The organism is Sphingomonas hylomeconis (genome assembly GCF_025370105.1).
Taxonomy (GTDB): Bacteria; Pseudomonadota; Alphaproteobacteria; order Sphingomonadales; family Sphingomonadaceae; genus Sphingomonas; species Sphingomonas hylomeconis.
The window spans coordinates 93,804-113,994 of the sequence record NZ_JANQBK010000015.1 but is presented as its reverse complement, the minus strand read 5'-3'; the positions used below and the strand labels follow the sequence as shown (position 1 = coordinate 113,994).

Here is a 20,191-nt window from a genome sequence, read left to right as displayed (position 1 = left end):
CATGCCGAATGACGGCGGTTGGGCGACTGTGCTCGGCTAGAGCGCCAGCTTCCAATCCCAGACCAGGGGATCCCCGTCCATCACTTCCACGCCCGCCGCGGCCAGCGCGTCGCGGATCGCGTCCGAGCGGGCGAAGTCCTTGGCGGCGCGCGCGTCGCGGCGCGCGGCAAGCTGCGCGTCGATCTCCGCGTCGCTCAGCGTGGCGCTGGCCGGGCGCAAGCGCAGCTCGGCGCGGGGCAGGGTGGCGAGATCGAGGCCCAGCAGCTCATCGAACCGCGCCAGCAGGGCGAGGCGCTCGCCCGGTTTCAGCTTCTTGTCGGCCAGCATTTCATCGAGCAGCGGCAGCGCGCGGGGCGTGTTGAGATCGTCCGATACCGCGGCGTCGAGCTGGTCGAGCCACGGGCTGTTCCACGGTTCCTCGATCTCGCCATCAGCGGTGTTTGCTACCTTGGCCTGCAGCGCCTGAACGACGATCACCAGCCGCTTCAATCGCGTGAACGCGGCAGCGAGGTTTTCCAGGCTAAATTCCAGCTCGCTGCGGTAATGCGCCTGCAGGCACATGAGGCGGTAGGCGAGCGGGTGTACGCCGAGATCGACGAGCGTCTGCAGCGTGGTGAAGCCGCCGCCGGATTTGCTCATCTTTCCAGACCGTTCGACCAGGAAGTTGTTGTGCATCCAGAAGCGCGCGCCGGTATCCGCGCAGTCGCAATGTGCCTGATTCTGCGCGATTTCGTTGGGGTGGTGGATCTCGCGGTGATCGATTCCGCCGGTATGGATGTCGAAGCTGGCGCCGAGATATTTCTGGCTCATCACCGAGCATTCGAGATGCCAGCCCGGCGCGCCGCGGCCCCAGGGGGAATCCCATTCCATCTGGCGGTTCTCGCCGGGCTCGCTTTTGCGCCAGATCGCGAAATCCTGCGGATGACGCTTGCCGGCGACGGGGTCGATGCGGCCCTCGCGCTCATCCTCGCGGATGCCGGCAAGGTGGCCGTAATCGGGCACCGTGCTGGTGTCGAAATAGAGCCCGCTGTCGAGCTGGTAGCAATGGTCGGCGATCTTTTCGCCAAAGGCGATCATTTCGGCAATGTGATCGGTGGCGAGCGGGAAGGCGCTGGGCGCGCGGATATGCAGGTCTTCCAGGTTCTGCTTGAACGCCGCGGTGTAATGCGCGGCGATGTCCCAGATGCTCTGCGCGCTGGCCCTGGCGGCGGCCTCCATCTTGTCGTCGCCGGCATCGGCATCGGAGGTCAGGTGGCCGACATCGGTGATGTTGATGATATGGGTCAGCGGATAGCGTTTCCATGTCAGGACGCGGCTCAGCGTATCCGTAAAGATGTACGCGCGCAGATTGCCGATGTGCGCGTAATTGTAGACGGTCGGGCCGCACGAATAGACGCGCACGTTGGCGGGATCGATCGGCGTGAACGTCTCGAGGCTGCGCGAGAGACTGTTATATAAGGTAAGCGGGGTCATGGGGCTCCCTTAGCGAAGCCGGAGCAGTCCGGCAAAGGGGAGGAGCCCGGGCGGCCAAACCGGCTTTTGGCTTGAAAGCCGGCCGGCCCACTGCTACGGCGCTCGCCTTCGCGGCGCGGACCTTAGGTTCGCGACGGCGTTAATGTATTGATTCGGCCATCACTGCGGCCACAACATCCGGAGCGTCTACACAACATGCAAATCATCGTTCGCGACAACAATGTCGACCAGGCGCTGCGCGCCCTCAAGAAGAAGCTGCAGCGCGAAGGTGTGTATCGCGAGATGAAGTTGCGCCGGCATTACGAAAAGCCGAGCGAAAAGCGTGCGCGTGAGCGCGCCGCGGCGATCCGCCGTGCGCGCAAGCTCGAGCGCAAGCGCCTGGAGCGCGACGGCGCCCGGTAAGACCTCCGGGGCGGCGGACTGCCGCCCCGTTATACCTATGATTTGATACCAACCGGCGGCGCGCCGTCGAGCCGAAGGCAGCCCCATGTCCAGCATCACCGCCGTTCCCTTGCAGCCGACCAAGCGCGGCGTGCTGGTGCTGATCTGGATCGGCGTGCTCGTCGCCGTGCTTGGCGCGTTCGCGCTCGCCGCAGCAGCGCCGGGCAATCCGGTGACCGACCTGCTGGCCACGAACAAGCGCGCCAAAGGCGTGGTCGAGACGCCGTCCGGCCTGCAATATCTCGTGCTCGAGCCGGGCACGCCGGGGCCCAAGCCGACCGATACCGATATCGCGCTGGTCAATTACGAGGGCAAGCTGCCCGACGGCACGATCTTCGATGCCTCCAAGCAGCCGACGCCGATGGCCGTTTCCGGCGTGGTCCCGGGCTTCTCCGAAGCGCTCAAGCTGATGCCCAAGGGCGCCAAGTACCGCTTCTGGATCAAGCCCGAGCTCGGCTATGGCGCACCGCGCCCGGCCGGCGCCCCGCCGCTCGACGGCACCGCCGCCGAGCTCGCCAAGAACGTGCTGATCTTCAACGTCGAGATGATCGAGTTCCTGCCCGAGGAAACCGTCCGCCGCCTGCAGATGCAGCAGCAGATGATGCAGCAGCAGGGCGCGGCACCGGGGCAGGGCGCTCCGGGCGGCATGCCGCAGCCGATGCCGGGCCAGTAAGCCGGCGCTTCGATCCGACCGCTCGGCCTATGTCTCCGGGCTGGCCGGCGGTGGCCGCCGGGTAGCGACTGCCCGGCGCAAGCCATAGCAAGCGCTTAACCAATATCGCTTATGCCCTGCCGATCCGGGACCTGATGGATCGACACGCGTATGAAGGGCATCATTCTCGCCGGCGGCAGCGGCACCCGCCTGTATCCGGCGACACTGGCGATTTCGAAGCAGTTGCTGCCCGTGTTCGACAAGCCGATGATCTATTATCCGCTGTCGGTACTGATGCTCGCCGGGATCCGCGAGATCCTGATCATTTCCACGCCGCGTGATCTGCCGCTGTTTCGCGAGCTGCTCGGCGACGGGGCGATGTTCGGCATCGCCATCTCCTATGCCGAGCAGGATGCGCCGCGCGGGCTGCCCGAGGCATTCATCATTGGCGAGGAATTCCTCGCCGGCGAGCCGTGCGCGCTGATCCTGGGCGACAATATCTTCCATGGCGACGGGCTGGTGGCGAAATGCCGCGCGGCGGCCGAGATTGCCGAAGCGGGCAGGGCGATGGTGTTTGCCTATCAGGTCGACGATCCAGAGCGCTACGGCGTGGTGTCGTTCGATGGCGCCGGCCGGCCCGTTGCGATCGACGAGAAGCCGGACGTGCCGGCCTCGACCTGGGCGCTGACCGGACTGTATTTCTGCGACGCCCGGGCCAGCGGGATCGCGCGCGGGCTGACTCCTTCGGCACGCGGTGAGCTGGAGATCGTCGATCTGCTGCGCGCCTATTTGGCGGAAGATGCGCTGGACATCGGGCGGCTCGGGCGCGGCTATGCCTGGCTTGACACGGGGACGCACGATTCGTTGCATGATGCCTCGTCCTTCGTGCGGACGATCGAGCGGCGGCAGGGCATCAAGATCGCCTGCCCGGAGGAGATTGCGCTGGATCTTGGCTATCTCGATGCGGCGGCGGTGAACGCGCGCGCCGATCTGCTCGGCCATACCGATTATGCGCGCTACCTGCGGGTCTGCGCGGCGGCGGCACGAGCGTGACCATCGGCGCCGCTCCCTCGGTCCGGACGGTGCTGGTGACCGGCGGGGCGGGCTTTATCGGCTCGGCGGTGTGCCGCCATCTGATCGGCGCAGGCGATACGCGCGTGATCAATCTCGACAAACTGACCTATGCCGCATCGCCCGAGGCTCTGGCGGCGGTACAGGAATCGCCGCGCTATCGCTTCGTGGCAGGCGATATCGCCGATCGCGCCTTGGTGTCGCGCATCCTGGCCGAGGAGCGGGTCGATGCGATCATGCATCTTGCCGCCGAAAGCCATGTCGACCGATCGATCGACGGCCCGGCCGTGTTCGTCGAAACCAACATCACCGGCACGTTCCACCTGCTGGAGGCGGCGCTGGACCATTGGCGCACGCTGACCGGCCGGGCAAAGACAACGTTCCGCTTCCACCACGTCTCGACCGACGAGGTGTTCGGCGATCTGCCGTTCGACGACAGCCGGTTCGACGAGGCCACGCCCTACAATCCGTCATCGCCCTATTCGGCCTCCAAGGCGGCATCGGATCATCTGGTGCGGGCCTGGCATCATACGTTCGGCCTGCCGGTGGTGCTGTCCAACTGCAGCAACAATTATGGCCCTCACCAGCATGCCGAGAAGCTGATCCCGCTGACCATTACGCGCGCCGCGGCGGGCGAGACGGTGCCGGTCTATGGCACGGGCGCGAACGTGCGCGACTGGCTGTACGTGGAGGATCACGCACGCGCGCTGGATCTGGTGGTGCGGCGCGGCGCGATCGGCGAATGCTATGTCGTGGGGGGGCGCGCGGAACACAGCAATCTCGCGGTCGTGACGATGATCTGCGATCTGCTCGATGACGTCCGGCCGAAACCCGGCTTGCGGCGCCGCGATCTGATCCGCTTCGTCACCGATCGGCCGGGCCATGATCGCCGCTATGCGATCGATCCGTCGCGCATCGAGCGCGAGCTGGGATGGCGGGCGGATACCAAATTTGCCGACGGCCTGGCTGCGACGATCGAATGGTATCTGGCGCACCAGCCGAGCATCGGCCTGACGGAGCGGCGCGGGGTAGCCTGAAATGCAGTGCACACGCTCTATCCTATTAAGGGCTGGATGGCAGGGAACAGGCCCGGCAGCGCTTCCACGGTAGGCACGCTGATACCGCACCGACATGTGGCCGCGAGAACCGACCGGGACGGCCTTGCTGAACCCCGCTGCCGGCCCGGCGCCCGCCTGACAGGAGCCCGGCGGAGCGGGGAAGGGAGCAACCGTGTTGAAGAAGCCGGCAAAAACAGGCAGTGCGGCCCGATGAACTTGCAGGTTAGTCCATGTTGCGCTGGCTGAAGCCAAAACCCGTCGTGGTCGTGCCGCCCCGCATTCCCCAGGGTCGCCGCGTCTATGCCATTGGTGACGTGCATGGCATGGCGGATTTGCTGGTCGCGTTGATCGACCAAATCTCTGCGGACGACGCAGCGCGCGGCCCGGCTACCACGCACATCGTCTTCCTGGGCGACCTCGTGGATCGCGGGCCCGATACCGCCCGCGTTCTTGATTTGCTCATCGAGGCGCGGTTCGGGACGGCGACGTTGCACTTCGTTGCCGGCAATCACGAAGAGATGATGCTGGCCTCGATCGACAATCGCAACGGGGAACGCGACGCCTGGCTGTCGTTCGGCGGCGCCGAGGCGCTGGAGAGCTACGGCATCGCAGCGGCGGCGATCGCGGCCGGCGGATTCGCCCTGGAACATGCGATGCGCACGGCAATTCCGGCGGCGCACCTGGAATTCATGGCTGGTTTCGACGACAGCGTCCGAATCGGCGACTATCTGTTCGTCCATGCCGGAATTTTGCCCGGCGTGCCGCTCGATGCACAGCAGCCGCGCGATCTGCGCTGGATCAGGAATAAGTTCCTCGACAGTCAGGTCGATCACGGCGTGATGGTGGTGCACGGCCACACGGTCGTCGACGAGCCGACCTTCGCGCGTAACCGAATCGGTATCGACACCGGCGCCTATCAAAGCGGGAAGCTGACCGCGTTGGGGCTGGAAGGCGATGCGCAATGGATCCTGTCTACCTGACCGCGGGTACAGCCGTCGCTTTAGCCTCGGCCACGCGAAGCGCTCGTCCGCTCCTGCGCGCTGGCGTGTCTGCGGGAATAGAGTGGGCGGCACGTAGCGACGCCGGGCGATAGCTTTTCAGCGCAGAGCCATCGGTACCTAACCGAGCACCATTGTTGCCCACCGGCATGCGGAAAGCCGCGCGTGCGGCGGCGGAGGGCACCCGAGGGCGGGAGACGATTCGCTGTGCTTATCTTATCGGTGCGGTTCCGGATTGCCGTTCGCTGCACAGGCAGTTTGCCCGCGCGTGGCATCGACTGGCACTGACCTGGGGGTGGCGCTGGCGCAGAAGCAGCTATGCGGGAAGTGGGCCAACGTCATGGCGGTTGCCACCGTGCCGAGCCCGATAGCCGTCGATTGGCCTAGCGATTCGTCCAACAATATTGCCACCGATCATGCCGGGCGACTGTCAGCGAAGGATATTGGGGCGGATAGCCCGAGAATAGCCTCCGGGCATGGCTCTCAATCCGGCCAAAGTAGCCGGGATCGGAAAGGTGTGGATGACACTGATCCAGATCTGTCCGAGTCGCTGCTCATCCAACGTCCCTCAGCCACGGTATGAACGTATTCCGGACATTACAGTCGCCCAGATACAAAAAGCCAGCATATCGCAAAACGATACACTGGCTTTTGATTAGGTGTGTTCGAAAACCCTACCTTGGCTCCCGCGCGAACGCGGTTACCATTGGAAGATTACGAAGGGCTCGAGGGGTTGTCGTCGCCGTCAACGGCAACGTAGATGCCTGCAGCAATCGCCGCAGCGGCCGCAACCGCAACGATGATGCCTTCCGAGCCTTCGAGGTTCGACTTGTTACGATCTGCAACAGACGTTCCAACGCGCTTTACCTTGCCAGCTTTGGCAACGCTTGCCGTCGACGCGGCAGCGGTCGTGGGAGCTGCCGCAGCTGATGCGATAGAGCTAAAGGCCAGCGAAGCCAATGTCGCACCTACGGCGATCTTGCGAAACATAAGAAACTCCCTTTTTTCTGATCTCGAAGATCAATTAGCATCGGCACGTTTAAATTTCAACTGACATTGTGCGTCGCGTCAAATTTCAATCAGTGATCGACAGCGGTATATTTTGACGGCGGAAAGCTGTCAACGACGCAAACCAGCTAGGCCGGCATATGTTCCGCCTAAATCGATCGGCATCGCGATCACCGGCGGGAGGGCTCGTCGATGGCCTGCGAGCTACTGACGGTGTCACGCCGCAGCATTGCCCTGCGCGGCGGCCAGGGTTCCGCGTGATTGCTCGGCGCGACGGTATTTCGCACCCATTCGTCGGATATAGAGGTTTGCGTTCGGCATCGTACGCTCCTAAGGTCCGCGGCGGTCTGCGACGGTCTTCTCCATGGGTGACCATTTGCTATTGTAGCCGAAATCGCCGTCTCGGGAGTTTTGAACTGTGTTACGCGCTTTTATCGATCGATCGAGGTCGTCGGCTCAATGCGTCTCGGCGCTGGCGCTCATTGCGCTCTCGACTGGCGTGATTTCCGGCTGTGCCGGCAAGCGCGGCGGCCCCGTACCATATAATAGGGCGGACTTTGTCGCACCTGATCTGCGCGAGATAAAATCCAGTGCGGCGCATCGGCTGCGTCCTGGCGACGTGGTGACCATCACGGTATTCCAGGCTGACTCGTTTTCCGGCGATCGCACTGTTGACGCCACCGGCCGCATTCAGATGCCGCTGATCGGCGCTGTCGACGCCGAGGGTAAAACTTCGCCCGAGCTGCAGGCGATTCTCACGGCGAAGCTCGCCTCCAGCTATCTGCGCGCACCGAGTGTGCAGGTGGTGATCAAGGAAGCCAAGAGCGAGAAGGTGACGGTCGATGGCTCGGTGCTGCAACCGGGCATTTACGAGATCGAGGGCGACATGACGCTGCTGCAGGCGGTGGCACTGGCGCGCGGACCTAACCCCGATGCCAATCCGAAGCGCGTGGTGATCTTCCGTACGATCAAGGGGGAGCGCCAGGCGGCTGCTTTCGACCTCACGACGATCCGTACCGGCCTCGAGCCTGATCCGTCAGTCTATGGTGACGATATCATCGTCGTTGATGGCTCGGCCACACGTCAGCAATTCCGCGATGTCATCTCGTCGCTGCCGTTGCTGTCCGTCTTTACGCGTTTCTGAGCCGGCACCGTCCGGCTGAATAAGATCTTGGAGTCCTCCATCTAATGAATGATCAATTGCCACAGGGGCTGGCAAACGCAGGGGCTCTGACAGGGGGCGTTCGCGGACCGCTGCGCACGACCACGGGCGGGGCGCTGGCGCTGCCGTACAACCATCTGGGTCAGGACGCGCAGGGATCGAGCTATCTCGACCTGTGGCGTACGATCGTGAAATGGCGCCTGGTCGTGCTGGGCGTGTTGCTGGCATCGATCGCGCTGGCCATCGCGGTCACGCTGCTCACGACCAAGATCTACCGCGCCTCGGCGACGCTGGAAATCGCGGCCGAGCAATCGCAGATCATGAATACGGACGAATCGAAGGCCAATTCGGTCCTCCTGGCGCGCCCGGATTATCTGCGTACGCAATATGGCCTGCTCGGCAGTAAGGCGCTGGCCGACAAGGTCGCGCGATCGATGGATCTCGGCTCGGTCGAGGGATTCGGTTACGAGCGCGGCGGAAAGCCGAATAGCGATCGCGGTGCCGCGCTGCGTCGTGCGGCGTCGGTGCTCAAGGGCAATTTCAAGGTCGTGCCTGACAATACCAGCCGACTGGTCGAAATCATCTATTTCGACCCCGATCAAGCGACGGCGACGCGCATCGTCAACGCCTTTGCGCGCAACTTCATCGAGTTCAATCTCGACCGCAAGATGAGCGCGACGGCCTATACCGGCAAGCTGCTGCAACGCCGCCTGGCAACGACCAAGGCCAAGCTGGAAGCGTCGGAACGGGCGGCGGTCGACTATGCCCGCAGCGCCGGCATCATCAACGTTACCACCGGTACCAATGCGGCCGGCGAATCCAGCGAGTCCTCGTTGACCAGCGGATCGCTGGTCGACTGGAACGGCGCGTTGGCGAAGGCGCAACAGGAGCGCATCGCCGCCGAGCAGAAATTCCGTCAGGCACAGGGGACGACATCGGAGGACATCACCAATCCGACGATCCAGTCGCTCCTGTCGGCACGTGCCCAGATCACGGCCCAGGTCGGCGAACTGCTCAATGTCTATCGTGAGAATTATCCTCAGATCGTTCAGCTGCGATCGCGGTTGAGCGATATCGATCGCAACATCGCGACCGAAAAGGCGCGCATCCGCAAGGCATTGCAGTCCGATTACCAGGCGGCGCTGGCCAGCGAAGGGCAGCTCAATGCCCAGGTCAACTCGCTGAAGAATTCGGTGATGACGCTCAGCGACAAGAACATCCAGTACACGATCCTGCGGCGCGAGGTGGACACCAACCGTGAATTGTATGCGGCGCTGTTGCAACGCTACAAGGAAGTGGACGTCGCGGACGGTGTCGCCGCGAGCAACATCGCGATCGTCGACGACGCAACCAGTGCGTCGCTCGCGCGACCGAACGCGCTGTTCAACTTGGGGCTCGGCGCGCTGCTCGGGCTGCTGGTCGGACTGCTTGCCGCCTTCGTGCTCGAATTCCTCGACGATTCGATCAAGATGCCGGACGATCTCGGCAGCAAGCTGGGTCTCCCCACGCTGGGCGCGATCCCGAAGCTGCCAGCCGGCGAGAACGTGATCGGCGAACTGGTGCATTCGGGCAGCCAGATCGCAGAGGCGTATTTCTCGGTCCGTACCGCGATCGAGTTCGGCACGTCGGCGGGCGCCCCACGCACGATTCTGGTCAGCAGCTCGCGGCCGGCCGAAGGGAAGTCGGTGACGTCGTTCGCGCTGGCTCAGGCGTTCGCCAAGGTCGGCAATCGCACGCTGCTGATCGATGCTGATATGCGCAAGCCGACGATCAAGTTGAAGGACGACCAGCATGGGCAGGCGATCGGCCTGTCCAATCTGCTCAGCGGATCGGAAGAGATCGAGCAGGCGATCTACGACGCCGGCATCGCCAATCTCTCGCTGATGCCGGCCGGTCCCGTGCCGCCAAACGCCGCAGAACTGCTGTCCAGCCGTCGGACCGCCGAGGTGCTCATGTTCCTGCTCGGGCGCTTCGATACGGTGATCATCGATGCGCCGCCGGTGATGGGACTTGCCGATGCCCCGATCCTGTCGTCGCTCGTCGAAGGCACGGTGTTCGTGGTCGAGGCCGGCAGCCGCCGCCTCGCGGTGCGCCGCGCGGTCGCGCGCCTCGAAGCGGCAGATGCGCAGCTTCTCGGTGCCGTGCTCACCAAGTTCAATCATAGCGCCCCCGGGATGGGCGACGGCTATGGCTATGGCTATGGCTATGGCTACGGATATGGCGGCACGGGCAAGTCGCGGTCGACGTCCACCGAGATCCGGGTCGGCACTGAAGAAAGCTGAACTGGGGTGGCTGAATGAGCGTGATGCGGTGGCTGGGCCGGGGGGGGCTGCTGGCGGGATTGTTGGTCGTGGCGTGGCTGGCGTTACGGTCAGCGATCGTGACGACCACCGCGGCGGTCGCTCCGGCCACGGCGCTGCGCGTGTCGCCGGGCAGTCCGTCGGCGCTCGAGAAGCTCGCGCTTGCGCAGGTGGGGCAGGGGGCGGGCATGGTCTCGCAGGATGCGCTGCCGGACGCGCGGGCCGCGTTGATCGCCCGACCGATCGCCTCCGTGCCGTTCTTTGTCGCCGCCCGGGCCGCGGAACGCGCTGACGACACTGCAGCCGCACTGCGACTGATGACCGCCGCGATCCAGCGCGATCCGCGCAACATCACGGTGCGCAACTGGTTGTTCGATTATTATTTGCGTCAGGGCGATATTCCGCGGGCCATTGTTCAGGTTGACGCGATCATGCGGCTGCGCCCCGCGGTGACCTTCAACATGACCCGGGCAATAGCCCCGTTGCTCGCGGTGCCCGGCGCGGTCGAGGCGATGGCTGCGACTTTGGCGCGCAATCCACCGTGGAGCAATACGTTCATCGATACAGCGAGCCGCGTGGACGCAACGGCACGCTCGTTCTACCGTTTGCTGGAACTGCTGTCCGCTGAGCCGAATTTCCGGCCGCGGGAATCCCTTGTTGCGCAGGTCGTATCGCTGGCGCTCGCGCGCGGGGATATAGAGCAGGCCAGCGCGCTGTATCGCAAGCTCGCACGGCTGGATGCCGACGATACCGCGCCGTTCGCCAGCTTCGAATCGCAACGGCCGGCACCGTTCGGTTGGACGTTGACCAGCAATCAGTCTGGTTATGCCGAACGCCGTGAGGCGGGCGACGGTCGCGACCTGTATGTAGAAGTGTATAACGATGCCATCGCGGGCAAGTTCGCCGCGCAGTCAATGGTGCTGCCGCCGGGGCGATACGGGCTGAGCGTCAAACTGGTCGCTGATGGCGCCGCCGTATCGGCCGCATTGCGTTGGCGTGTGAGCTGCGTACGAACTGGCGCCGAATTGTTGCGGATCGACCAGCCGGCGGCGCCGCCAGGCGTCGTTGCGTTAAGTGGCGCGTTCACGGTCGACGGTACCTGCCGGGAGCAGTCGCTCGCGCTGGAATATGATCCTGCGCTCGCCGCCGATCTGGGCGGGGTGCAGTATCGTGACCTGCGGATATTCAAACTGACCGCGGCCGAAGATCGCGCGACTGGGAGCAAACCTTCGTGAGCGATCGCGTGTCGGGCATTCTGCTGTGCGTTCTGGTCGGGCTGGCTATTGTTCTGGGCGGATCGGGCTTTGGCGTGATCGGCAACCTGCTCCTTCAGTTGCTGGCTCTGCCAGTCATCTTCATCGCGATACTACGCCTGGCGCGAGAACGACTCGACAACTGGACCAGAGCCGGGCTGGCGACGGTCGCCTTGATTCACCTGTTGCCGCTGCTGCAGCTGGTACCGCTCAGCCCCGCGCTGTGGACACAGATGAACGGTCGCGACTGGATCGCGCGTGGCTATGTCGATCTGGGCATCGCGCTTCCCTCGATCGGCATCTCGCTGTCCCCAGAGGAGACGCTCGCCTGGTGGCTGCACCTGTTTCCGGCGACGGGCGCTTTCCTGCTCGGGCTGACAGTGCCGCTGCGCGAACGCCGCTGGGTGGCGTGGGTAATCGTGGCGCTGACATTGGTTTCTACGGTGCTTGGCATCGTGCAGGTGGCGACCGGGTACGGCTATCTGTATCGCATCACGAATATCGGCAGCGCAGTCGGCTTCTTTGCCAACCGCAACCATCTCGCGACGTTGCTGGTGATGGCGATCCCGCTGACCTTCCTGCTGCTCGAGAAACGTCGCAAGCCGATGACCGGTACCCGGCTGTGGACCGCGATCTTTTCGATCTTTGCGCTGATCCTCGTCATGCTGGTCGGTATCCTGATGGCCGGGTCTCGCGCCGGGTTCGGCCTGTCGCTGATCGCGATCCTGCTTGGCGCGGCGACCGGAATACGCTGGTCGCGCGATGTCGCGCGGTGGGTGCCGGCGGTCGCGGCAATCGCGCTGGTACTGGCTGGCGTAGCGGTCTCGACTGTCGCACTCGACCCTGTCACGACAACGCAGGCGGCGGTTAAGACCGAACTGCAGGACAAACGCATCCGGGCGATTCCGGAAACCGTGGCGTTGGGCTGGAAGTACTTTCCGTGGGGCAGCGGGCTGGGCGCGTTCGACGCGACATTCCGTACCTCGACGAGCGACATCAACTTGGAGGATTATTACCTCAACCACGCTCATAACGACTATCTCGAGACATGGTTGACTGCGGGGGTGCTCGGCGTCGGGTTGATCGGAATTATCCTGATCCAGTATTTGGGCCTGCTGGGACGTGCTTGGCGTGCACGGCTTGCCGACCAACAAATGCTGTCCCGGCTGGGAGCGCTTTCGGTCGGCCTGGCGCTGGTCCACTGCGCGGTCGATTATCCGCTGCGCACGATCGCGGATGCAACGGTGTTCGGCGTGCTGGCAGCCTTTATCTACCCGGCCATGGCCGGAGCGATCCGCACCATCCCGCGCCTTCCGCAATCGCGCGTCACGGTAATCGAGTAAAACGTCCGGTTTCGTTCGGCGTGACAGCGATCCACGTTGGTCGACATTTCTGCTCAGCAAGAGCCGATCGGGCGGCATAGGCGTTCCCGATGCGGGAAACGTCGTTGGTCTTGAGATCATGTCGCCCGCTATGGGCAAGGCATGTGAACTTTGGCCGCCGCCGCTGTTTCATTCGGACGTATTGCGCATTCCGCGGCTTCGTCGGACGTATGCGCCTGTCCCATTTCGAGCGTGGTGGCATACCTATCGACGGCTTTGTGTCATGCATTGGGCCCAGCGACTCGGAGCCGACATGATAGGCAATTTATGTTCCAATGCGGGACGATGCGGCTGGTCTATCGACAGGACGTGTTGGTGCGTTTAAGCAACCGGAATGGGTGCTTCCTTGAGAGCGCCGACCGACGTGATGTCGCTGCAGGACAGGGCCTGCGCGCGTCGTCGTCGACAGTTGGCATCTTGGTAGCCTCGCGCGACGTCCTGCATCGTGCCGCGGCGCTGGAATTTTTTTCGCAGGGCGGGATTCCGCGGCATAACATGTGTCGTCGGGATAGTCGGAGACGGCCGATGTATGGGCATATTTATGAGTATTCTTGAACGCGCGCTCGCTGGCCGCAACCTGATCGGTCGCCGTCGCGTGACGATGGCGATCGACGTGCTGTTGGCGTGTATGGCGGAATATCTGACGCTCGTCGTACTGTTCCGATACGACCGGCTTGAATTCATCCTGCCGCTGGTGGCGGGAGCGGGAATCGCCGGCACGCTAGCCTTATATGCGGTGCAGGCGCATCGACAGACCTGGTCGCGCGTGTCGCTGAATGATCTGATGGCGCTGGCCATCGCATCGGCTATCGTCAGCCCGATCGTCTCCATTCTCGCGTGGATCTTCGTCAACGGAACGACTGCCCCGCGTGTACTGATCGGCACGTTCGTAATGCTGCTGTGCGCCTGGTCGGCGCCACGGCTGTTGATCCGGCTGTATTTCGAGTCGAAATCGCGCCCCGTGCGCACCGGCAAGGACGAGACCGTGCTACTCTACGGCAGCGGGCGCCGGGCGGAGAACTTCATTCGCTACAATAACGAGAGCGGCACTTACAGGATCGCGGGGCTGCTGCACGAGAATCCGGGCCTCGAGGGTCGCAAGATCCGGGGTGTCGCGGCGCTCGGCCGGCTCGACCAGCTCGACATGGTGCTCGACAAGCTGCTCGACCATGGGATCAAGCCACAGCGCTTGATCGTTACCGAGGATCGCGAACGGCCGGATGAACTCAGCATCGCGCTGGATGCGGCGGCGCGCAACGGACTGCGTCTGGCCCGCCTTTCGAGCGTGCTGAGCCTGGTCGAGCGCGGTTCATCCGATGTGGTCCGCGACGTGTCGATCGACGAAATCCTGCACCGCGAGCAGGTGGTGCTGAATGACAATCGCGTGCCCGACACGATTCGCAACCGGGTCGTCCTGGTGACCGGTGCGGGCGGATCGATCGGGTCCGAGCTAGTGCGACAGATTGCCGGTCACCATCCGGCACGGATCGTGCTGGTCGAGCAATCCGAGTTCAACCTGTACCAGATCGACATGGAGATGAGCGTACGCTTTCCCGGCGTCGAGCGGGTACGTGCGCTTTGCGATGTGCGCGACCTGCCGGCGCTGCGTCGCGTGTTCAAGCGCGAGCGCCCGGACATCGTGCTGCATGCCGCGGCCTTGAAGCACGTGCCGATGCTGGAGGATCAGCCCGCCCAGGCAATCCTGACCAACGTGCTGGGGACGTTCAACGTCGCGTCGCTGGCGCGCGACTTCGACGTCGACGTGTTCACGCTGATCTCGACCGACAAGGCGGTAAATCCAACCAACGTGATGGGCACGACCAAGCGCTGGGCCGAGATCATCTGCCAGGCGTTCGATGCCGATCGCGCGAACAGCCGCCGGCGGACGCGGTTTGCCTGTGTGCGTTTCGGCAACGTGCTTGACTCGGCCGGATCGGTGGTACCGCTGTTCCGGCAGCAGATCGCGGCGGGTGGGCCGCTGACGATCACGCATCCCGACATCACGCGCTATTTCATGACCATTCCAGAAGCGTGCGAGCTCATCCTGACGGCGACCGCGGCCACGCGCGATACGTTGCAGTCCGCGAGTCAGGTGTTCGTGCTCGACATGGGCGCGCCGGTCCGGATCATGGATCTGGCGGTCCGCATGGTGCAGCTGCATGGCCTCCGGCCTCACCACGACATCGCGATTTCGATCACCGGCCTGCGCCCGGGGGAAAAGCTGTACGAGGAACTAGCCCATACCGAGGAAGCGCTGGTTCCCGCGCCGTTCGCCAAGGCCAGCCTGGCAAAGGCGCGGGCGTGCGACGTGGCGACGCTGACCGACGCGTTCGGCCTGTTGCTTGCCGCGGTGGAAGCAGGGCAGGACGAGGCGATGATCGTGCGGCTGCAGCAATTGGTGCCCGAATTCGTGCGCGGTCCCGTCGCGGTTCCGGGTCTGGCTGCCGCCTGATTTCGCTGACAGTTAAGGACTCCCGCCGATGCCGGATATGATCGCCTCGCAGGCGGGGCTACGGCGCACGCGTGTGCTGTTCGCATTGCCTGAGCTGGGTGCTGGGGGCCCGGACCGCGTGATGTTCGAACTGATCACCCACCTCCCGCGCGATCGGTTCCTGCCGCTGCTGATGGTCGGACGCCGCGGCGGGCGGTACTTCGACATGCTGCCGGCCGATGTCGAGATTCATGTCGCGGGCGGCGGGCGCCGCTATCCGGTGCGTGCCTATGCCCGGTTGGTCGATAGTCTCAAGCCGGATATCGTCTTTACCACGCTGCGCATGAACCTCACGGCGGGGCTGGGCAGCTTCGTGCATCGGCACCGGCCGGTGCTGATCGAGCGTCAGGCGAACGCGATCGCGGCCGATTTCGCGATCCTGCGGCGCTCGTCGCTGATCAAGCACCGCGTGGCCGAGTGGCTCGTCAAGCTGGCGCTGCGCCGTGCCGACTGGCTGGTGGCACAATCGGCCGATATGGGCGCGGAGCTGCGCGGTGCGATGCCGGCGGCACGGCGCGGCCGCGTGGTGGTGATCGGCAATCCGGTCGACATCGCTTCGGTCGAGCAGGCCGCGAAGGCGCAGCATGCCACCGTGCTGCGGGGCAGCCCGGCGCTGCTCGGCGTGGGCCGGCTGATGCCGCAAAAGGGCTTTGACGTGCTGATCGACGCGTTGCCGGCGGTGCTTGCAGCGCATCCCGGCGCGCACCTGACGCTGCTTGGCGAAGGGCCGGACCGCGCGGCGTTGGCGGCCCGTGCGGCGGCGCTGGGCGTCGGCGACCGCGTGACGATGCCGGGGCATGCCGAAGGCGTGCTGGCAACGATCGCCAGTGCGGATCTGTTCGTGTCGTCCTCGCGCTACGAGGGGTTCAGCAACGCCATCCTCGAGGCAATCGCGCTCGGCGTGCCGGTCGCGGCGACCGACTGCCCCGGTGCGACCCGCGAGATGATCACCGAAGGGGAAAGTGGGTTCCTGGCGCCACTGCAGGACCCGGTCGGGCTGAGCGCGGCGATCGGGCGCGCGTTGGCGTCCGACCGTGTCGCCGTCGCGGCGCGTGCGCGGGCTCATGTCAGCGCGACGTTCGGACGCGATCGGATCGTCTCCGCCTATGCCGCCCTGTTCGATCGGGCGCGCGGCTAGGCGGCTGGCTTTCGGCGGCGCGACTGGATACAGGCGGACTCAATCGCATGGCAGCGATTGGCGGAACGAAATCATGGCAACTCAACATCTGAACGCAATGCAGCGGCTTCAGCGCGCGGGCGACACGCAAGGTGCAGTCCGCGCCGCGCAGCCCGTCGCGTCCGAACAGGCGCTGGCAGACAATGCAGTCGCGGCGGCAGCATCGACCGACCGCCTCGGGCGGGCAGTCGTATGGATCTTCGGCTTCTACCTGATCGGTAAGATCTTTTACGTCTTCAGCGGCGGCAGCGCGCAGCCTGCGGACATCATACTCGCCGGCCTCGGTTTCGTGGTCGTGTCGCCGGCCGCGTTCCTGAGCTTTTTGCGGCGCGAGATGACGCTGACGCTGATGACGATATGGATCCTGCTCGTGAACCTCGTATGGTTCATGATCACCGCGAAGTTCGATTTCCTCGGCTCGAACCTGTATTATGTGTTCAATCTTGTAATCGTCGTGGCTGCGCTCAGCGCGCGGTGGCGGCAGATCGAGTTGTTCGATCGTGTCGTGCCGTGGATGATCGGGGCCTCCGTGCTGATCGAGACACTGTTCCTACGCGTCGGTGGCTCGGGCGGTATGTTGCGTTCGATCGGCACATTCCGAAACCCGAACCAATTGGCCTATTGGGGCATCATCGTGCTCAGCCTGTTGCTGGTGCTGCGCCGTAATAAGCCACGCTTGATCGACGTGCCGGTCATGCTGATGGTGCTGTATTGCGAGGTCGCCGCGGCATCGCGCGCTGGCCTGATATCGACGCTAGTGCTGATCATGATTTGGGCTTGGTTCTACCTCAGCACGCCGACCAAGCGGCTGATGGGAATGGCACTGGGGACGCTGCTGATCGTCGGTGTCTACACGTCGAACAATATCCTGCGCGCGGCGGAGAGCGGTGCGGAGAGCTCCGCCATTGGTGAACGGCTGCAGAACGACAACGACGAGAGTCAGGTTGAGGAGCGCAATTACGACCGGCTCTATCGTTTCTACCAATATACGGTCCTGGGATCGGGCGAGGGTCAGATCAGCCGGTTCGTGCGGCAGGGCCAGGCCAACATGGAAATCCATTCCACGTTCGGAACGCTGCTATTCTCCTATGGTATTCCTGGGCTGGGGCTGTTCCTGCTGTTCATCGTGACGATCTTCCGGCGGGTCGAGCTACAATTCGCGGTATATCTGCTACCGGCGCTCCTTTACGGCGTCACCCATCAGGGGCTGCGCTTTACGCTATTCTGGGCGCTGGTCGGTATCATGCTCAGCATGGCACGGGAAACGTCGCCATCGCTGTCGGGCACGGCGGCGGGAGGCACGGCGGCAGGGGGCGCGGCCCCGATCGGGCGGCGGGAGCGCGGCATGGCGTTCCTGGCTGAGCGCGCTGGACGGCGCTGATCCGCCAGCCCGGGATTAGGCGGGTGCGGCCTGCTGCACCGCGCGAGCCCGGGTAAGGCGATTGAGCAGCTTGACGATGCGCAACTCGAACTGCGTGTATAGCAGGATCGAGACGACGATGCTGCCCGCGACGGCCAGTGCAAAGAACAGATAGGGCATGCCCAGCCCAAGCTTGCGCCATATCACGACCAGCACGTTGATCGTGTAGGGATGCGACAGGTACAATGAGTAGGATGCATCGCCGCAAAGCACGGCAAGTCGGAACAGCCGTCCGGGCGCGGTAGGCGTCGGTCCGAAGATGATACCAAATGACAAAAGTGCGGCGGGCAGGCCGAGCCCGAGCAGCCGGCCGTAGTCGGCAGCGATATGCCATTGTTGTTCGGCCACGAGATATGCCAGGCCGAGCGCGACGCACGACCATGCCTGATAGGCCTGCAGGCGAAAGCCGGACAGATACAGCCGTGCCAGCATGATACCGATCAGAAATTCGCCGATGATCTGGCGCGTCCAGAATTCGAGCACGAACCAGCCGCGCGGGATGAATGGGTTCAACAGCATGGCCGTGACGAACAGCGCGAAGAGGAACGTAATACCGCGACGCTTGCCGAGCAGGATGGCCACGGCGAACGCCGCATAGAACAGCATCTCGTAATTGAGCGTCCAGCCGCTGCTATGCATCGGCACGATATTGCCGTCGATCCGCGGCCAGGGGATGAACAGGTAGCTGGCCAGAATGCGTGGAGCGTTATAGGCGGAATGGTTCATCAGGTGCGGCGCGGCCAGCGCCACTCCGATGGTCATCGTCGTGAACAGCCAATAGAGCGGCACGATACGGATCAGGCGCCGCTTTAAAAAGGCGCGGGCATAGCCCGGCTGCGCGAAATGATCCTGGCTCAGATAGTACATGATGAAGCCGCTGATCACGAAGAAGATGTCGACCCCGACCGGATTGTAGATCGGGCGAAAATCGACCAGCGCGCCTTGCAGCATGATGCCGCGATCCCGCGTGATGAATTGAAGATGGCCGACGATCACCAGCCCCGCTGCAAGGAAGCGGGCAATCTGGATGTTGGGCAGAAAGTCCCGGTTCGCCTCGCGCTTGGCGGCCTTGGCCACCGGATCGCCGCTGAACGTCGAGGATGTCATCGGATGGGGCCTTCTTTACGAAGAAACGGGATTAGGCGCTGGTCGGACGGGCGATCGATGTCGATCGAACTTAGCGAAGCGTGCGGCCCGGTTGCGCGCCGGCACCTCAACTAGCGCATAGGTGATCGCCGCCAGCGCCACGGTGACCGCAAGATAACCGATAAGCAGCAAATCCATTAATGCGGGCGGGCCGACGATGCCAGTGTTGCCGGGCGAAGCCTGGCCCAATCGAAAGCCGTGGATGCCAAGCTTCGGCGCGATCGCGGCAACCGACAATAGACCGACGGAGACGACCATGTGAACCATGTAGATCGAGTAAGAACGCTGACCGACGAACTGGCCCGCCTTGCCGCGCAAAATCCGAGAAACGACGCCTTGTTCGTAGGCGTAGAGAAAGATCACGACCGCAAATACGGGCACCACAAGAATGCCGTAATAGAACGGCAGCCAAGTAACCGCCGCTACGGTAACAATGAGCGCGGCGACCTCGATCACATCTGGACATGGAATACGAAGCGCGGGGCGTTGGCGCCAGATCGCGTTGACCAGCACGCCTGTCGAGAAGCCGAACAGGCAACGCGGAACGCCGAAATCAAAGGTCGCTCTCGGGCCATATGCACCGGCTATGATATACCCGCAGGCTAGACCGACAACCACGAAGGCGTATGCGCCAAAACGATGGAATGCAGTGAACAGGAAGGCGAACAGCAGGTACGCGGCGAACTCCGCGCTGATCGACCATGCCGGGATGTTCCAGCTGGTCGACGGCAGCGTGTTCCACGCCTGAACGAGCAGGAGGTTCGCGGGGATATATGACAGCGAGTATTTATCGCTGAATGCGACCTCCCCGGTATCGATGCCTAGGCGCGATACACCGAGCAGCACGAGTTGATAGATCACGAACATACCGAGCACGGTCGCGTGCAGCGGCCATAGCCTGCCGATACGCCGGATAAGGAACGACCAGACATGGCGCCAATTTTCCGTCAACTGGTCGCGTGCTGCATGCGCGATCACGAAACCCGACAAGACGAAGAAGAAATCCACGAAGCGATACGTCATGCTGGAGAAGGCGAGCTGCGATAGAAAGCCATTGGTCTTCAGATGCCCCATCGCCACCGCGATCGCGCAGATCCCGCGCCAGGAATCGAGCGCGACGAAGTGATGCCGACGGACCGCCAGCGGATCGGCGGTCACG

Annotated in this window: 16 protein-coding genes; 12 read left to right on the top strand and 4 right to left on the bottom strand. The window is 63.7% G+C overall.

Annotation, left to right across the window (positions count from 1 at the left end; all coding sequences use genetic code 11):
- Nucleotides 1-36: 36 nt before the first annotated feature.
- Nucleotides 37-1,473: a cysteine--tRNA ligase gene (gene cysS / locus NV401_RS15600; protein ID WP_261295369.1), complete on the bottom strand. Its 1,437-nt coding sequence runs from the start codon at nucleotides 1,471-1,473 to the stop codon at nucleotides 37-39.
- 195 nt (nucleotides 1,474-1,668) lie between these two features.
- On the opposite strand from cysS, the gene rpsU reads away from it, so the two are divergent.
- The 5 genes from rpsU (at nucleotide 1,669) to NV401_RS15575 (ending at nucleotide 5,675) form a co-directional block, all read left to right on the top strand.
- On the top strand, nucleotides 1,669-1,875 hold the full coding sequence (gene rpsU / locus NV401_RS15595) for a 30S ribosomal protein S21 (RefSeq protein WP_069203433.1): 207 nt from the start codon (nucleotides 1,669-1,671) through the stop codon (nucleotides 1,873-1,875).
- An 85-nt stretch (nucleotides 1,876-1,960) separates the two neighbouring features.
- Nucleotides 1,961-2,587, top strand: a complete 627-nt coding sequence (locus NV401_RS15590; protein ID WP_261295368.1) for an FKBP-type peptidyl-prolyl cis-trans isomerase — start codon at nucleotides 1,961-1,963, stop codon at nucleotides 2,585-2,587.
- Between the two features lie 150 nt (nucleotides 2,588-2,737).
- Complete coding sequence (gene rfbA, locus NV401_RS15585) at nucleotides 2,738-3,619, top strand: glucose-1-phosphate thymidylyltransferase RfbA (protein ID WP_261295367.1); 882 nt, start codon at nucleotides 2,738-2,740, stop codon at nucleotides 3,617-3,619.
- Complete coding sequence (gene rfbB, locus NV401_RS15580) at nucleotides 3,616-4,674, top strand: dTDP-glucose 4,6-dehydratase (RefSeq protein ID WP_261295366.1); 1,059 nt, start codon at nucleotides 3,616-3,618, stop codon at nucleotides 4,672-4,674. The genes rfbA and rfbB overlap by 4 nt, the downstream gene beginning before the upstream one ends.
- Before the next feature lie 254 nt (nucleotides 4,675-4,928).
- Entirely contained in the window at nucleotides 4,929-5,675 is a 747-nt protein-coding gene (locus NV401_RS15575; protein WP_380816431.1) for a metallophosphoesterase family protein, read from the top strand.
- Nucleotides 5,676-6,407: 732 nt separating this feature from the next.
- Here NV401_RS15575 and NV401_RS15570 read toward each other — a convergent pair.
- A complete protein-coding gene (locus NV401_RS15570) occupies nucleotides 6,408-6,683 on the bottom strand; it encodes a hypothetical protein (RefSeq protein ID WP_261295364.1) in 276 nt (91 codons plus the stop codon).
- Nucleotides 6,684-7,119: 436 nt separating this feature from the next.
- Between NV401_RS15570 and NV401_RS15565 the strand changes: the two genes are divergently transcribed.
- From NV401_RS15565 to NV401_RS15535, 7 genes are all read left to right on the top strand, one after another.
- Complete coding sequence (locus NV401_RS15565) at nucleotides 7,120-7,845, top strand: polysaccharide biosynthesis/export family protein (protein ID WP_261295363.1); 726 nt, start codon at nucleotides 7,120-7,122, stop codon at nucleotides 7,843-7,845.
- Between the two features lie 44 nt (nucleotides 7,846-7,889).
- A complete protein-coding gene (locus NV401_RS15560) occupies nucleotides 7,890-10,145 on the top strand; it encodes a GumC family protein (protein WP_261295362.1) in 2,256 nt (751 codons plus the stop codon).
- Nucleotides 10,146-10,159: 14 nt separating this feature from the next.
- The gene (locus tag NV401_RS15555; protein ID WP_261295361.1) at nucleotides 10,160-11,398 is read left to right on the top strand and encodes a tetratricopeptide repeat protein; all 1,239 of its coding nucleotides are present in this window, start codon (nucleotides 10,160-10,162) and stop codon (nucleotides 11,396-11,398) included.
- Complete coding sequence (locus tag NV401_RS15550; RefSeq protein WP_261295360.1) at nucleotides 11,395-12,759, top strand: O-antigen ligase family protein; 1,365 nt, start codon at nucleotides 11,395-11,397, stop codon at nucleotides 12,757-12,759. The genes NV401_RS15555 and NV401_RS15550 overlap by 4 nt, the downstream gene beginning before the upstream one ends.
- Before the next feature lie 580 nt (nucleotides 12,760-13,339).
- Nucleotides 13,340-15,250: a polysaccharide biosynthesis protein gene (locus NV401_RS15545; RefSeq protein ID WP_261295359.1), complete on the top strand. Its 1,911-nt coding sequence runs from the start codon at nucleotides 13,340-13,342 to the stop codon at nucleotides 15,248-15,250.
- Between the two features lie 28 nt (nucleotides 15,251-15,278).
- Nucleotides 15,279-16,427, top strand: coding sequence for a glycosyltransferase (locus NV401_RS15540; RefSeq protein WP_261295358.1), 1,149 nt, complete (start codon nucleotides 15,279-15,281; stop codon nucleotides 16,425-16,427).
- Nucleotides 16,324-17,847, top strand: a complete 1,524-nt coding sequence (locus tag NV401_RS15535) for an O-antigen ligase family protein (RefSeq protein WP_261295357.1) — start codon at nucleotides 16,324-16,326, stop codon at nucleotides 17,845-17,847. The genes NV401_RS15540 and NV401_RS15535 overlap by 104 nt, the downstream gene beginning before the upstream one ends.
- 15 nt (nucleotides 17,848-17,862) lie before the next feature.
- Here NV401_RS15535 and NV401_RS15530 read toward each other — a convergent pair whose 3' ends face one another.
- Both NV401_RS15530 and NV401_RS15525 read right to left on the bottom strand, forming a co-directional pair.
- Nucleotides 17,863-18,993, bottom strand: coding sequence for an acyltransferase family protein (locus NV401_RS15530; protein ID WP_261295356.1), 1,131 nt, complete (start codon nucleotides 18,991-18,993; stop codon nucleotides 17,863-17,865).
- 15 nt (nucleotides 18,994-19,008) lie between these two features.
- Complete coding sequence (locus NV401_RS15525) at nucleotides 19,009-20,190, bottom strand: acyltransferase family protein (RefSeq protein WP_261295355.1); 1,182 nt, start codon at nucleotides 20,188-20,190, stop codon at nucleotides 19,009-19,011.
- Nucleotide 20,191 lies beyond the last annotated feature (1 nt).

Coding starts and splice junctions, on each gene's coding strand:
- NV401_RS15570 (WP_261295364.1), bottom strand. CDS start 6,683: ATGTTTCGCAAGATCGCCGTAGGTGCGACATTGGCTTCGCTGGCCTTT.
- NV401_RS15545 (WP_261295359.1), top strand. CDS start 13,340: ATGAGTATTCTTGAACGCGCGCTCGCTGGCCGCAACCTGATCGGTCGC.
- rpsU (WP_069203433.1), top strand. CDS start 1,669: ATGCAAATCATCGTTCGCGACAACAATGTCGACCAGGCGCTGCGCGCC.
- rfbA (WP_261295367.1), top strand. CDS start 2,738: ATGAAGGGCATCATTCTCGCCGGCGGCAGCGGCACCCGCCTGTATCCG.
- NV401_RS15555 (WP_261295361.1), top strand. CDS start 10,160: ATGAGCGTGATGCGGTGGCTGGGCCGGGGGGGGCTGCTGGCGGGATTG.
- NV401_RS15530 (WP_261295356.1), bottom strand. CDS start 18,993: ATGACATCCTCGACGTTCAGCGGCGATCCGGTGGCCAAGGCCGCCAAG.
- NV401_RS15540 (WP_261295358.1), top strand. CDS start 15,279: ATGCCGGATATGATCGCCTCGCAGGCGGGGCTACGGCGCACGCGTGTG.
- NV401_RS15560 (WP_261295362.1), top strand. CDS start 7,890: ATGAATGATCAATTGCCACAGGGGCTGGCAAACGCAGGGGCTCTGACA.
- NV401_RS15590 (WP_261295368.1), top strand. CDS start 1,961: ATGTCCAGCATCACCGCCGTTCCCTTGCAGCCGACCAAGCGCGGCGTG.
- cysS (WP_261295369.1), bottom strand. CDS start 1,473: ATGACCCCGCTTACCTTATATAACAGTCTCTCGCGCAGCCTCGAGACG.